This window comes from Pedobacter sp. ASV12 (assembly GCF_016429155.1).
Lineage (GTDB): Bacteria > Bacteroidota > Bacteroidia > Sphingobacteriales > Sphingobacteriaceae > Pedobacter.
The window spans coordinates 1-14996 of record NZ_JAELUC010000030.1; the positions used below are offsets into that span (position 1 = coordinate 1).

The 14996-nt window shown below is 45.7% G+C and carries 13 protein-coding genes; 6 read left to right on the plus strand and 7 right to left on the minus strand.

What is annotated here, in order from left to right:
- Both JHD69_RS09370 and JHD69_RS09375 read left to right on the plus strand, forming a co-directional pair.
- Positions 1–221, plus strand: a 221-nt coding sequence (locus JHD69_RS09370) for a hypothetical protein (RefSeq protein WP_199139639.1), incomplete at its 5' end; no start/stop codon positions are given.
- A 53-nt stretch (positions 222–274) separates the two neighbouring features.
- Entirely contained in the window at positions 275–2641 is a 2367-nt protein-coding gene (locus JHD69_RS09375; protein WP_233165819.1) for an outer membrane beta-barrel family protein, read from the plus strand.
- A gap of 116 nt (positions 2642–2757) precedes the next feature.
- Here the strand turns inward: JHD69_RS09375 and JHD69_RS09380 are convergent, their stop codons facing one another.
- The gene (locus JHD69_RS09380) at positions 2758–4371 is read right to left on the minus strand and encodes a discoidin domain-containing protein (RefSeq protein WP_199139643.1); all 1614 of its coding nucleotides are present in this window, start codon (positions 4369–4371) and stop codon (positions 2758–2760) included.
- A gap of 593 nt (positions 4372–4964) precedes the next feature.
- On the opposite strand from JHD69_RS09380, the gene JHD69_RS09385 reads away from it, so the two are divergent.
- Complete coding sequence (locus JHD69_RS09385) at positions 4965–5138, plus strand: DUF6496 domain-containing protein (RefSeq protein WP_199139645.1); 174 nt, start codon at positions 4965–4967, stop codon at positions 5136–5138.
- Between the two features lie 82 nt (positions 5139–5220).
- Here the strand turns inward: JHD69_RS09385 and JHD69_RS09390 are convergent, their stop codons facing one another.
- From JHD69_RS09390 to JHD69_RS09400, 3 genes are all read right to left on the minus strand, one after another.
- Entirely contained in the window at positions 5221–5550 is a 330-nt protein-coding gene (locus tag JHD69_RS09390; protein ID WP_199139648.1) for a four-helix bundle copper-binding protein, read from the minus strand.
- Positions 5551–5644: 94 nt separating this feature from the next.
- Positions 5645–5803 (minus strand): hypothetical protein, encoded by a 159-nt coding sequence (locus tag JHD69_RS09395; RefSeq protein ID WP_199139650.1) that lies wholly within the window; start codon positions 5801–5803, stop codon positions 5645–5647.
- Between the two features lie 116 nt (positions 5804–5919).
- The gene (locus JHD69_RS09400; protein ID WP_199139652.1) at positions 5920–6420 is read right to left on the minus strand and encodes a DUF1579 family protein; all 501 of its coding nucleotides are present in this window, start codon (positions 6418–6420) and stop codon (positions 5920–5922) included.
- Between the two features lie 52 nt (positions 6421–6472).
- Here JHD69_RS09400 and JHD69_RS09405 point away from each other — a divergent pair, with 52 nt between their 5' ends.
- From JHD69_RS09405 to JHD69_RS09415, 3 genes are all read left to right on the plus strand, one after another.
- Positions 6473–7087: a hypothetical protein gene (locus JHD69_RS09405; RefSeq protein ID WP_199139654.1), complete on the plus strand. Its 615-nt coding sequence runs from the start codon at positions 6473–6475 to the stop codon at positions 7085–7087.
- Positions 7088–7180: 93 nt separating this feature from the next.
- Entirely contained in the window at positions 7181–7744 is a 564-nt protein-coding gene (locus tag JHD69_RS09410) for a thiamine pyrophosphokinase (RefSeq protein WP_199139656.1), read from the plus strand.
- Positions 7741–8235 carry a GNAT family N-acetyltransferase gene (locus tag JHD69_RS09415; protein ID WP_199139658.1) on the plus strand — a complete coding sequence of 165 codons (495 nt, stop codon included), beginning with the start codon at positions 7741–7743 and terminating at the stop codon, positions 8233–8235. Before JHD69_RS09410 ends, JHD69_RS09415 begins: the two co-directional genes overlap by 4 nt.
- On the opposite strand, the gene JHD69_RS09420 is transcribed toward JHD69_RS09415, so the two are convergent.
- The 3 genes from JHD69_RS09420 to JHD69_RS09430 all read right to left on the minus strand — a co-directional run bounded on the left by JHD69_RS09420 (position 8232) and on the right by JHD69_RS09430 (position 14964).
- A complete protein-coding gene (locus tag JHD69_RS09420) occupies positions 8232–11543 on the minus strand; it encodes a S41 family peptidase (protein WP_199139660.1) in 3312 nt (1103 codons plus the stop codon). The two genes, JHD69_RS09415 and JHD69_RS09420, sit on opposite strands and share 4 nt — an antisense overlap.
- Positions 11544–11784: 241 nt before the next feature.
- A complete protein-coding gene (locus JHD69_RS09425; RefSeq protein WP_199139662.1) occupies positions 11785–13098 on the minus strand; it encodes a M20/M25/M40 family metallo-hydrolase in 1314 nt (437 codons plus the stop codon).
- Between the two features lie 39 nt (positions 13099–13137).
- Entirely contained in the window at positions 13138–14964 is a 1827-nt protein-coding gene (locus JHD69_RS09430) for a M61 family metallopeptidase (RefSeq protein WP_199139664.1), read from the minus strand.
- Positions 14965–14996: the final 32 nt, after the last annotated feature.

A 14996-nucleotide genomic window follows, 5' to 3' on the forward strand; every position in this document is an offset into this window, starting at 1 on the left:
CCCCCCCCCCCCCCCCCCCCCCCCCCCCCCCCCCCCCCCCCCCCCCCCCCCCCCCCCCCCCCCCCCCCCCCCCCCCCCCCCCCCCCCCCCCCTTTTCACCCCCCCCCCCCCCCCCCCCATCAACCCATGTCGTGGTTCGTCGGCAGCGTCAGATGTGTATAAGAGACAGGGTTTGGTCAGTGCTCATTGGCTATCAAGGTGCTGAAACTGACTTTCCATAGGTGGTTTATTTGCTACATGGGGTAATTCGACACTTTTGGACAAAAAGCCCCAAATGATGAAAATAATAAAAGTAATGCTCGTATACCTGCTGTGTGTGTACGCTTTGCCCAGCATTGGTCAACAGCCCCGAATGTTTAACGTCAGTGGCAACGTAGTAGAACAGCAAAACAAACAACCCTTGGCGAATACCGGAGTAGCCTTGCTCGATCCGTTGAACGGTAACATAATAAAAAGCACGCTAACCGATGGCAATGGCAACTTTAAGCTGAGCTTTGAGCCTGGCAGGTACACGCTGAAAATAGAATTTATTTCTTTTAAGCCCTACATCTTGGGCAACCTGTTGTTGGATAAAGACATCAACTTAGGCACGGTGCTTTTAATGGAAGACGTGAAGCTGCTCAAGGCGGTAAGCGTGGTTGGAGAAAAATCTAGTGTCGAACTTAACCTAGACAAAAAGGTATTTAACGTTGGTCAAGATCTGGTTTCAAAAGGTGGAACCGCCACCGATATCCTCAACAATGTACCGTCGGTAAGCGTAGATGCCAACGGGGCTGTAAGCTTGCGGGGTAACAGTGGCGTGCGCGTGCTCATTAATGGCAAGCCCTCAACGCTGCTCAATAACAACGGCTTGGCTCAGTTGTCAGCTGGCGATATCGAAAAGGTAGAAGTAATCACCAATCCGTCAGCACGCTATGAGGCACAGGGCGGAGCAGGTATTATTAATATTGTGCTCAAGAAAAACAAGGCTACAGGTTTAAATGGCGCTCTGCAGGCTACGGCAGGCGATCCGGCCAACTATGCCGGAAACCTGAACATGAGCTACAAAACCGAAAAATTCAACCTGTTTGCCAATATGGGTTACCGCTACCGCAACCAATATGGCGATGGTCGTATTGTGCAAACTACGCTGTCTAATGGACAAACCAATCAGTTGCGCCAAGTTTGGGGAATAGGCCGGAATGACGACCTTTACAACGTTTACTTGGGCATAGACTATTATATTAACGAGAAAAATACCCTAACCGGCAGTTATAACCACGGCCTGCTTAAAAACAAGGATACAACAAGTTTCAATTATGGTTACTTTAACGGAAACAATGTATTGGATAGTGCCATTAATCGTTATGAGCATTACAGTGAGCCCCAAAAATACAACAGGCTAGACTTGGATTATGTGAAAACCTTCAGCCAAAAAGACCGCAAATGGACCACGAGTTTACGCTATGATTTTTGGAACGACGATGAAAATCAAGACATCCGACAGCAAAAATATTTTCCGGCAGGTAATCCTATTTCGCAGCTGTTTACCCGTGATATTGAGAGCAGTGATGATATTTATATTCAAAGCGATTACGTAACGGGCTTGGGCAAGGCTGGCCGATTTGAAGCTGGGGTAAGAACCGACCTTCGTGCCGTTAGGAGTGATTATTGGTCTAAAGAAGATGGCGTATTGCTCGAGGCCTTTACCAACAAGCTCAAGTACGACGAAAACTTGTACAGTGGCTATCTGCAATATGGAAACACAGCCAGTCGGCTCAGTTATTTATTGGGCTTCAGAGCCGAATTATCGGATATTGGCATTTCCGACAGCAAACAGACCTTTAAAAGAAACAAAACCTACCTCAGTCTATTTCCAACGGTGCACCTCACTTACAATCTTAAAGAAAATGCAGACCTGCAGTTGAGCTACAGTCGGCGCATCGAACGGCCAAGCTTCTACATGCTGAACACTTTTTCGGGATTATCTGACACGAGAAACCTGACTACGGGTAATCCAGATCTCGATCCTTCTTTTACCGATTCGTTTGAGCTGGCCTTTTTAAGAAAATGGGGCAAGTTTACCCTTAACCCATCGGTTTATTTTTTGCACAATAAAAACTATATCCAATATATTTTAAAGCAAGGTGAGGAAGGGTTTATCAATACGCCCGCCAACCTCGACTATGAAAACCGCTACGGCCTTGAATTAAATATAATGTACAATCCGCTGGCCTGGTGGCGGCTTTCCTGGGATTTCAACTATTATGGCTATCGGCAACACGGAAGCTACGAGGGTATAGACTATAGCAAGAATAACCAAACCTGGACTACGCGTATCAATTCTAGGATGCGCTTTGCCAAAAACCTGAACATAGAGGCCACGCTAAACTACATAGGTCGAAACGAAGATATCCAAGCGGTGAACCAAAGCCAGTACAGGGTAAATGCTGCACTAAGCAAAGATTTTTTTAAAGAGAAAATGTCGTTCACCTTAAGTGCTAATAATATCTTCGATTCCTTTATTGAGAAGCAGTTATTTACGACGGCAAACTATCGACGCGAAACCACATTCAGGCCTGTTGGCCGATCGGTTCAAGCTACGTTAACCTACAGGTTTAACCGCACCAAGAATGAAAAAGATCGCCTCCCCGACGAATAAAGGAAGGTTAAAAACAGCCCCACTCCGGTTTCGGATGGGGCTGTATCAATTAACTTATAACGAGTAAGAAGCGCTCAATACAAATAGGGACGATTATTTATTGATGGAGTTTGGTTTCAATATAAACCCAGCTCGGCCAGGGCCGCAAACTGCAGTCCGTCTTGTGCCGAGTTGGCAATTACTTTTAAATACCTGAATGTTTTGGCACTGCCGAAATCGAAGTACTGAGGACCATTTACGTTTTGCGCCACATAATTGTTTACCGAGGTAAAGGTGCTGCCGTTTGTGCTGGTTAAGACTTCAAAATTCTTGATGGCTCTGCTTAAGCCGCTTCGTTGGGTTAAACTCAGGCCGCTTGCGGTTTTAGAAGCGCCAAGATCGATAACCACGTAATGCGGATAAGAAGTAGCGGAAGTGGTCCAGCGCGAATGCCAATAGGTGCTGGCGTTGCCGTCAATCAGTCTGGCCGCCCTGCCATTGGTTGCACCTTCGCCACTGGTTTCTTCAGAGCTGAAAGCATAAATGCTCCAGCCAGTTTTGCTCAACTCATTTTTGGTGCTGAAATTCAATACCGGAACGCCGCCAGCAAAAGTATAGGCATAAATCTGTTCCGTAACAGTGCCGTTGTCGTGTACCAGTTTTACCTTCAGTTCGTAAGGAATGCCGTCGGCTTTCTCTACCAGATCGTTGATAGGCATAACCACATTAAAACTATCGGTTCCAATTTTTTTCGATTCCCAGGTAATGGCATTATAATCATGGTTAACACCCGTTCCTTCGTTGTTTACGTTGGGGTCGTTGTAGTACAGAATACTAGTTACATTACCCGTCGAGGTAAATTTGCCCGATACCACAATGGCGGCCAACGAAGCAGAATAGCTGGCGTATATTTTGTTGATATTCGAAGTAACCGATCCGTAATAAGTATTGCTGTTGTTGTTAAATACCTGGTTGGTATTGAGGATGGCCGCATCGGCTGCGGTTAAAAAAGTAGGGCTTTTGCCTAGAGTTCCATTGCCTGCCCACATGAGGGCCATGCCCAATGCGGCATCGGTAGTGGCTCTTTGACGGTTATGCGGCAGGTTGAGGCCATGGCCAAGTTCGTGTACCATGCCCCCAAACCAAACGCTGAAACGATTGCCCACTGCATCGGTTTTACCCAGGTTGGCGATGTCCATTTCTTCATAATCCAAGGCATAGCACCACCTGCCCGTACCATAAAACGGACCGCCACTTGGGGTGCCGTTCGAGCCAATAGAATAGCGTGGAATAATAATTAAAGTATGGTCGCTGGTTTTATCGGTCGGATGTGCCGCAAAATAGGCATTTACTTCGCTGGCCACTGCCCCAGATCCACCTGAATACGGATAGCTGCTTTTAGGCAGGCTGCCTCTAATGGTTATGATTTTTACACCGCCGTTGCCATCATCGGCCAGGCCAAAAGTTTTGTTGCCATAACCGTTTCGGTTCATTTCCTGTTTGTACCAGTCTTGGGTCCAAAGCAAAAGATCGCTCAGCCTTTTTCTGTAGCCAGCTAAGGTATCGAGGTCGTTAGGCACGAAATAAACAATGTTTACATTCCGTGTTTGGGTTACAATGTTGGCCAAAGCCGATTTGTTGTTAATGGTAAAGGTCTTTGTTGCCGTTTCTGGTGTTTCTGCCTTCTTGCAGGAAAAGACAAAGAGGGAAGCGCAAAAAACGCCAGCCAACAATAGGTTGATTTTTTTCATAAGATAAAATTTAGGGTTTAGGTTATCGTGTTTAGCATATTTGTTAGATCATACTGCTGTAGCCCAGCCTCTTTTCAACCTTTGCTTACCTTATTGTATCGTTAAAAACGATACTTTATTTGCCATGCTTTACCTCTTTCCAAATTTTTGGCAAAAATCCTTGCTTCAGAAAATAGATTTGTTCACCCTTTTCTAACAATTAAGTTACAGACAAAACCAAAGAATGGTATAGCTTAAAACCGCGCAAACGTTTGTCTGGTTCCTGCCTAAAGAAACGTATGGACAAAGCCATCAAACAGCCCTATACTACCAATCAGGTAGTTTTAATAGATTGTAAATTCGGGCTTTGCGTTTTTTGACAGCACAAACGTTTGATAAGCAACGATTTAGAGGTTTATTGCAAAATTGATTGGCTGACGCTACCTCTAAACCCTTGAATAAACAGAGAATTGCCAACCGAAAGCTTTCCAAACCAAAGCTCTAAAACGTAACCATTTAGGTTGTATGGATCTTCAAAACCTTTAGCCAGAGTGGCTGTTTTACAAGTATCTCTATCTACAAAACACCTGATTTGTTTACTTCATATTAAGATCATGACAAAGTATTCGGAAAAAGCTAGCGAAAAAGTAGAAAAAGCTATGCACGAAAGAAAGGAAGGCACACTTAAAAGTGGCTCGGGCAAAAAAGTAACCGCTAAAAAACAGGCCATTGCCATTGGCTTATCGGAAGCCCGCAAAGCAGGCGCAAAAGTGCCTAAAAAGAAATAGCCATGAAAAGCCTGGGGAAAAGAGCGTTTTTTGGAACGCTCTTTTAGTGCCTGATTTTTTTGTTAATGCTAAAATGGCCGTATTAAGCAGCCATTTTTTTGCATTCCGTTGCACAGGCTTTGCATAGCTTGGCACATTCCTGACAATGTTCGGTATGGTGTTTTCCGCATTCTTGGGCGCAGGCCTCGCAAAGCTCGGCACAAATGGCACAAAGCTGCTGGGCGTGTTGGCTTCCCATGCTCATGAGCTGGGCGGCGGCATAGCAGATACTGGCGCACTGCATATCCAATTCGATACATTTGGCCATCATTTTTACATCGGGTTCTTGTGTGCACGAGCTGGCACAGTGGTTACATACGGCGGCACAGGCCAAACAGGCATCTATGCACGATTTCCATTCATGATATCCCATAATTTTTTGCTGTTGTTGTCAGTATAACAACATTTAGAAACGGTGGATGTTTCTGTTTTTTGGAAATGGCTAAACGTGGCTTTAATCCAAAGAACTAATTTACTTTAGTTTTTGGTGTCGGTTCTTTTTTGAAGCGGTCGGCCGGCATGCTGGTTTTCAAAAACAAGACAAAGCCTACGCCAGCCAAAGCAATCAGTACAGCAATAATGGTCAGCCAAGAGACTGGCCTTTTGGGAGATTGAGGTGTTGTCATCGGCACAAAAATAGCTTAAATAAGCATTTGGGCAAAACACCACGGACTTTATTGCCAATACTCATCTTCCTGGTGCCTTTGCTCGCCCTTTTGTGGCTGCTTGCCGGAGTTGGCAGCTAAGATTTGATGCGGTGGTAAATTGTTTCGGTGGCCTTAGCTTCCTCGCCCTGTGGCGAAATATTGAAGGCCCTGATGATAAACTGGTCCGAATTGATGATTTCGAGCTCGGTGCGCCAGCCCCAAAGCTCGGCCACACCTGGCCAACCATACTGGCCTGTTACCGAAAACCCAAAACTGGTTTCATGCCCTGTTGATTGTAATATGCCCGTACCCATATGGAAAGTATCAACCCAGCTACACTGGCATTTGGCATTTTGGAGGTCGTAGCCCCAAAGCATTTTGCCTTCGAAAGGTTTTCCGTTAATGCGGCCAACGTATTCGTAGCTTAGAAAACGGCCGTCCATAATCAGGTTCATTCGGCCCCGCATCGGCGATTCGTCGGCCAATACGTCTTTTTCAAACCAGGTGCGTGTTTGCCCATCCCAGCTGCCTACCAGGCCCGCCAGCCTCAGGTGTGGTCCGCTTTGCTTAGAAGTTTCGAAATTAATTGTGCTCATCCTTACTAAAATACGGATTTTAAGTAAATTTACATTGACGAAAATGTTAAATATGAAAATCAGAATCCTTCCTATATTGTTGTATGTGCTTGGCTTGTTGGCGTGTAGTCCTTCGCCCAAAAAAGAGGAGCCGGCCGTCAAAGAAGAGCCACAAACCTATACCAATGCCACCATTGGCTGGACCATGGCCATACCACAGGGCTTTAAACTGGTTAGCCAAACCAAAATCAAGGAAAGAGAGGAAAAGGGAAAAGAAGCATTAGGCAAGGTATATGATGGCGATATGAGCACCGACAGTTTGCAACATTTGCTGAATTTCCAGAAAAACCAGCTCAACATTTTTGGCTCTACCCTAGAAAAGTATACCGAAAAATACCCCGGCGAGTACCTGAAAAACAACGAGCAGCTTAAAAAACTGCTTTACGATACTTATACGAAGCAAAAGATCAAAGTTGATACGTCTTCGGCTACAGAAAATATCCAAGGGCACCGGTTTCATGTGTTTAATATCAAAATTTACGGGCCAAGTGGCGCCCCGCTCATGAACCAGGTTTTGTATGGCACCCTCATTAAGGGCTACGATTTCGGAATAAACATTAATTACGATAACGAAACCGATAAAAAACTGATCCTCGATGCTTTTAGGCAATCGAAGTTTGAGCAATAGGAAACACACTGCCAGCAAAGTATTTAACCGGCGTTAAAGTTAAATTTCGCAAGTATTACCAATTGAAACTTGGTAAGTTATTATCTTAGCCACATGTCGTCACATCATATTGTAAGAGAGAAACAGGAACCTGCGCTTTACATCCATAGCCTGGGCAATTTTAACGAAGAGTACCTGGGCCAGCTGCTGGAGTGGAGCCCGACGGTAATTGTTGCGGCCAGTGAATACGAAAAAGTCATTTCGCTGGGCCTGAAAATAGATGTGGTTATTGGCGATGCCAAGTCGGAACAAACGCAGGAAAACACCAAATGGCTCAACCTGGCCCAAAACGATTTGGCTACGGTAACGCAATACCTGGTACAGGAGGAATATCCGGCGGTCAACATCATCAGCCAGGAAAACAAGTTCGACGACCTGGTCGATTGGCTGCCCCTCATCAACGTGGTGTTGTTTACCGAAACCACCAAGAGCTACCCAATTAAACAGGGCTTCAGCATCTGGAAGCCTGCCGGAACAGTTTTTAAGATCGACATTATCAATTATTTCGAAACGGATAACCTGAAGCAGGCAGACAATGGCGATTTTGTGGTGATTAAAGATGGTTTTGTAAGCTTTGTTTTTACAACCGATTACATGTTTTTAAGCGAATTATTATGATTTATCTGAGAAAGGCAAAAGAAGAAGATATAGCCATTATTACCCAGTTGGCCGAAGAAATATGGCCTCAAACCTATAGCGAATATATTAGCGAGGATCAGCTGCGCTACATGCTGGACCTCATGTACAACAAGGGTGAGCTGTTGGGCCAGTTGAGAAAAGGGCATATCTTTTTAATTGCCACCGAGGGCAGCAAGGATGTAGGCTTTGCGGGCTTTTCGCTGGTTAATCCAGAAGAATATGTCTACAAGCTGCACAAGCTCTACGTGCTGCCCGAAATGCACGGTAAAGGCGTAGGCAAGCTATTGATTAATGAAGTGGCCGATATTGCCAAAAAGAACCATGGCAAAGCGTTGCAACTGAACGTAAATCGCAACAATAAAGCCAAGGATTTTTACGAAAGGGCTGGTTTCCATATCAAAGAAACCGTTGACCTTGATATCGGCAACGGTTTCTATATGAATGATTACGTAATGGAGAAAGCGCTTTAGTGTCCTCTTATCGGATCTTTAGGCTTAGCTACATTCGGGTATTTATAGGTTTTCATTTCCTCTTGCAACAGCTTGATGGTTTTTTCCAGTTGTGGGTCTCTGCCCTCCAACAGGTCTTTCGGCGTTTGCTCTACAAAAACATCGGGTGCTACACCTTCGTTTTCGATGATCCATTTGCCATTGATGTCGTAGATACCAAAGTTTGGCGAGGTAATGCGGCCACCATCCAATAAGCCCGGATAGCCGCTAATGCCTACCAAAATACCCATGGTGGTACGCCCTACCAATTTGCCCAGGCCTTTAAACCTGAACATGTAAGGCATCATATCGCCACCAGAACCAGCATTTTCGTTAATCAGCATGGCTTTTGGCCCGAAAATTCCATTGCCTGGCGTGGTGAAGCTTTTGCCATCCCTGATGGCCCAATAACTGATGAGGTCGCGGCTTAACAAGTCGATCACGTAGTCGGCAACCGAGCCGCCACCGTTGTTACGCTCGTCAATCAGCAAGGCTTTTTTATCCATTTGCGAGAAATAGTATCGGTTAAAGTTGGCATAGCCTTCGGCACCGGTATTTGGCATGTAAACGTAGGCAATTTGGCCATTGCTCATTTGGTCAACACGTTTCCTGTTTCTTTCTGTCCATTCGGTTTTGCGGAGGTCCATTTCGGCGGCGGCGGTAATTGGTACCACTACCACCTCTCTGGCGCCCGTTAGGCTTGGCTTGCTGTTAACCTTAATGGCCACTTGTTTGCCTGCCCTGAAATCGAAAAGGCTGTAGATCGAAGTTTCGGCGGTTAAAGGAACGCCGTCAATGGCTACAATGTAGTCGCCTTCGTTAATATTCAGTCCTGGTTCGGCCAATGGGGCTTTAAAAGTAGGGTTCCAATCTAAACGGTTAAAAATCTTGCTGATTTTGTAAAAGCCGTTTTCGATTTGGTAATCGGCACCCAGCATCCCTACCGAAACCGATGGCGCACTAGGCTCATCGCCTGGATAGATGTAGTTGTGGCCAACCACCATCTCGCCCATCATTTCGTTAAACAGGTAAGCCAAATCAGATCTGTGGTTTACGTAAGGCAAGAATTTTTCGTATTTCTTTTTCATGGCGGGCCAATCGGCGCCGTGCATGTTTTCGGCATAGAAATATTCTTTTTCCATTTGCCACACTTCGTTAAACATCTGTTTCCATTCTGCAACAGGATCAACAAAAACTTTGACGCCGTCGGTTTTGATTTTCCCTGCCTCTGACGAAGCTGGTTTCTGTGCGGCTGGAACCACGTAGTAATTGCCACGAGAAGTATACATCATCGATTTGCCATCGGCGCTAACGGTTACTCCAAAAACACCTTGTATTAAGCTGGTGGATTCCATTTTGGCCAAATTCAGGGTGCTTAATTCGCCATTGCGGATAAATAATAACTGACCCTCAACGCCACCATCGATGCTTGATAGGCCATTGGCCGGAATTGGCAGGGCGATGATGCGGTTGCTCAAGTCGTCTAAATCAATCTCGGTAGCTTTTGCCGTCTCTGCAGGCTTAGCCGGTGTTGCCGCTGGTGTGGTTGGCTTGTCTTTGGCATTCTTGTCGCCCTTTTGAGGTTCCTCTTTTTTAGGCTCTTCTTTTTTCGGGGCATCATCGGCTTTTATCGTTTCTTCGTCGCTTTCTGTTTTGTACAACGAAGGCGTTTTCTTAGATAAAATCAAGGCATAGGCATTGTAGTTTGGCGAACGCTCGTAAGCCGACATGTGCAGGCCGCTGTTGGTTAAGCCCACATTGGTGCTGGCCAAAAAGAACAGGTATTTGCCGTCTTTGCTAAATGTTGGGCCAACCGCATTGCTCATGCCATCGGTTACCTGGGTGTGCGTTTGTTTTTCGAGGTTATAAATGAAAACAGCACTCACCGTATTGGGCAAAGTAGCTACATAAGAAATCCATTTCGAATCTGGCGACCAGGCCGGTTGCAACGTATTGTAGGTTCTGTTGGTGGTAGAAGCTAGCTTGTCCTGTTTCACCAAAACCGGCTTGCGGGTATTGATGTCGATGTAGTACAGATTCAAATGGCTATCGCCGTAAAACAATTTCTTGCTGTCTGGCGACCAGGTAGGCTGAAAATAGAAATGCGAATCGCCCAAGTCGATATATTCTGGAGCGCCTTTGGTCGCTTGGTTAAGCAACACCAATTGGTACTTTCCGTTTTTGTCTGACAGGTACGAAACGTATTTCCCGTCAGGCGACCAACCCGGATATTTCTCATAACTGCCAGGCGAGTTAGACAGGTTTCTGGCATCGCCTTTTTCTTTAGGCACCGAAAAAATCTCGCCACGGCTTTCGAACAAAGCCCGCACGCCTTTTGGCGATACCTCGAAATTGCGGATATCGTTGGCCATGTCAACATAATGGGTACGTTTGTAAGGTGCGTCGGCCTGTATGCTGATGCTCACCGCGCTTACCTTGTTGGTGTTCGGGTCGAGCAAATTGATGCGGCCGGCCTGTTCAAAGGCCAAAGCACCGTCGCCAGCAACCAACGATTTGATGTCGTAATCCTTGTAGTTGGTTATTTTGTCGACTTTTTTGGTTTTAGTGTCGTAGCTGTACAGGTTAAGGGTCAGGTCTTTGTCGCTTAAGAAATAAACTTTGTTGCCCAGCCATTGCGGCTTTACGTTGTTGGCGCCTGCGCCGGGTACGATTTCGATGTCGTTGGTTTTGGTGTCGAAAATCCAAACCTGTGGCATGCCTCCTCCACGGTAGCGTTTAAAGGCCACATTGGCACGGTCGGTTGGATCGGTATTTTTAATGTAGGCCCAATAGCGCTTATCGGCTGATGGCGATCCTTGAACGGCTTCGGGCATTGGCAAGGGCTTTTCGTCTTTGCCGTTCACGTTGATGCTGTGCATGCGCGAAGTAAGCGCATATTGGTAATCGCGGGTTGAGGTAAAATAAACTTCATTGTTGTTGAGCCAGCCCCTTACCAAATCGGCGTTTGGATGATAGGTTATTCTTTTGGGCTCGCCGCCATTAATGGAAATGGTGTAGATGTCGATGTTGCCATCGTAGTTGCCGGTAAAGGCAATCTGCTTGCCATCGGGCGAGAATACCGGACTTTGTTCAACCGCCGGATTAATGGTAAGCCTGCGCGGGTTGCTGCCATCCCTATTGGCTATCCAAATGTCGCCACCATAAACAAAGGCCAAATTATTGGCACTTACGGCAGGGCTTCGGAGCAACAAGGTTTCTGATTGTTGGGCAAATGACGAAACGGATAGCAAAGCTCCGCCAATAAATGCACCAAGAGTTTTGATGTTCATGTTTAAATAGATTGTTTTAGTTGAGGTCTTACAAACATAATGCACACTTTCGAAAAATGTTGTGCGTAGCTTATCTTTTTATTAGAATGATGCTAAGCCGGCCTTTTTCGCAGCGAGATTGCTTGTGTTTTTTGTTGGACTAATTTAATGCAACTTTGTTACAATAAAAACGTCAACTTTGTTTAAAAGAAAAAGGCGTCCATCTTTTTGATAAACGCCTTCTTTAGGGAAATGGAATGCCTTATTGATTTAATTTTGGAATACGGGTTGGTGTATCGATGCCCTTTACAATGCTTACCGCACTTTTGGCAATAGCCTTAATGGTCGACAAGATGTTTTCAACGTCGAGGGTAGAATACTCGTCGCTTACCTGGTGGTAATGCTTGTCGATATCAATTTGGTCGGTACTGATGGTATGTGCTGGTACGCCCAAGGCCGCCAAAGTAGCGTTATCGCTTCGGTAAAAAAGATTTTGTGAGGTGTAAGGATCAGGGTGGAAAGTAAATTCGGTTCCTTCCAGGTTCTTTTGCAAAATCTTGCCGAAGTCTGATTTGTCGTAACCAGTAATAAAGGCCGTGTTTTTGCCAAATTTGCTGTCTTTGCCGATCATTTCGATATTGAACATGGCTACTACCTCATCAGGGTTAAGCTGTTGCGAGAAATAACGTGCGCCATAACCACCGATTTCTTCGGCAGTAAAAGCCACAAAAATCAAGGTACGCTCGTTGTTTTTCAATTTTTTGTAGTATTTGGCTAAGGCAATCATGGCCGAAGTACCCGAAGCATCATCGTCGGCACCGTTCATAATGCTGTCGCCATCTTTAGCTTTTACAATGCCCATGTGGTCGTAGTGGCCCGAGAAAATAACCAGTTCCTTGGCTTTCGATTTGCCGGGAATAACACCTGCAACATTAAACAATGGCATTTTGGTTACTTCGTTTTTCAAGTCCACCTTAAATTCTTTGGCAACGGTATCTTTATCGAGCACCAAAACCATGGCTGGAGCCTTAGGGTTTTTCAGGTCTTTTTCATCAACTGTTGGCGTGCGGTTGGCCATCGCGGTTTTGAGGCTTTTAAAGGAACTTACAAACTTCACATCAACCAATACCAATTGTCTTTTGCCTGCTCTCATCAGGTTGCGGTACTGCGACATGAAATCCTTTTCCGGATCTAATTTGATCCAGCCATCGCTGTTGCTTTGGTCGAAAGAAGTTTGCTCGGCACTGTTGCCCAACACCAAGATGTTGTCTTTGTTTATGGCCTGGCCATCAATGCTAACGGCCGCCGAAAGTGGTTTTAACTGATATTTGTAAAAAGTTTGGCGATAGCTATTGCCTTCCAAAGGTTTTAATCCAATTTGTTTGAACTCGCTTTCGATGAACGACGCGGCCTTATCAATGCCTGGGGTAAAAGTGCGGCGGCCCTGCATCTCGTCGCTGCTTAGGGTTTTGATCAGGTGGTCTACATAATCTTTGGTAATGATTTTATTAATGTCTTGTGCCGAGGCTACTGCCGCTGCAAACAGCAAGAATAGGGTGTAAATTGTTCTTCTCATCATGATTTGGGTTATTGATTTGGCTATTGCCTTGTTATATTATTTTACCTGCGAATTTAGCCAACTGTCTCTAAATGCCTGCATGGCCGGCGTTAAATTGCCCCCGGTTTTTTCCATGCTTACAATTTCCAGTGCCGGATTTTCGCCGAAGGTGAGCTTGGTGGTTTTGTCTTGGCCGCGATAGTTGTAAGTTACCGTCACCACATCGCCGGGTTTATGGTCGTCGGTAATTTTGCTGAGGGTCGCTTGGTCTTTGATTTCTACGCCATCGATGGTCAAGAGTACATCGCCAATATCGAGCCCGGCATCGTAGGCTGGAGTACCCACCGAAGTTTGCGACAAGGTAGCTTTGCCATTTTCGAAAGCTAGCCTGCTTAAGCCGGTATAGGCCTTGCCCGCATTCGATTTGCGCAACACAAAGCCTGCATTGAGTAGCAATTTGGCATAGTCCTCCTTATTGGTACTGTATACATAGTTTTTAAAGAAGTTGCTGGCAAAAGTTGGGTTTTTGGTGAGCTGCGCCAAGGTTTTTTCCAAATCGGCCATGCTATAGGCAATTTCTGTTTTGCCATAGGCTTTCCACAGGGCGCGCATGTAATCGTCGAGGGTAAGTTTAAAATCTGCTCTTAGGCGTAGGTCTAGGGCTAAGGCTACCGCCGCGCCATAAGTGTAATAAGAGGTAAAGATATTGACTTTGTTGGTTTGGTCTATGGCCACTCCCGCATCGGCAAATACGGCATAACGGCTGGCTTGTATCGGCGTAAAGTTTTTGGCACCCGGAGTGTTCAATACCTGGTTAACGAGGCCATTAAAGGTTTGTGCGGCGTTATCTATAGACCTGAAACCAGCACGTGTTAACAACAGATTGCCATAATATTGGGTAAAACCTTCGGCCACCCAAAGTCCGTCGGTAACATTCGAATGCTCGAAGTTGAACGGCTCCAAGCCTTGGGGCCTCAGGCGTTCTACGTTCCAGCTATGGAAATATTCGTGGGAGAAAGTACCTAAAAGTCCTGATTCGTAGCCGGCAATTTTAGGCGTTCGCTGTACAATAGAGGTTGAATTTCTGTGTTCCATGCCATCGCCTGCATTGTCAGGATAAACGTCTTGCAAAAAGTAATAATTGCCATAATCGTAATTGGGAAATTCGCCCCAAACGGCCAGGTGTTCGGCAACCATTTTTTTGAGCATTTCGGCATAGTTGTCTATGGTTTGCTGATCGTCGTTTGAGTGAGAAACCAAATGGATGGTCTGTACTTTTCCATCGGGATTTTTAACCTGCCAACTGGCCATTTTGTAGTCGGCTATTTCTGTTGGACTGTCCATAAAATATTGGAAGTTAGGCGCATAATAGGTATCGTTGCCCATCGGTTTTAATTGGGTAGCCACTTTCCAGTTTGGCTTGTCGGCATAGTTGAATTTTACGATGCGCGGTCTTTTGTCGAGGCCGATTGGAAAGGCAAAGGTTGCCGGAATGTTCATGTGGGCATGGGTCTCATCAAAACCGGCATAGGTGCCGTCAATCCAGTTGCCAAACAAGGTGTAGGTTACTTTTACGGTTGGTCCGTGGGTGGGGATTTCGTACACATCGCCTTCTGGCTGATTTAATTGGAGCACTTTTCCATTGGCATCGAAGGCTTTAACGTTATATACGTTTTTGCCAAACTCGTGCGTGGCATACCTGCCTGGCGACGAACGGCTCATGCGTACCTTTAACGGCCCTGCAGGCACACTAGGGATGGTCATGCTGATTTGTGCCTCGTGATGGATGGCGTTGGGGAAGCTTACTTCGTAGCGGATTTCCTGTTGCGCGTTTACGGCGGTACAGAGTGCCATTGAACCGATGGCGAGTAAAATTTTCTTCATCATTAAAATAATTGCCTCAAGTTAAGGCTATT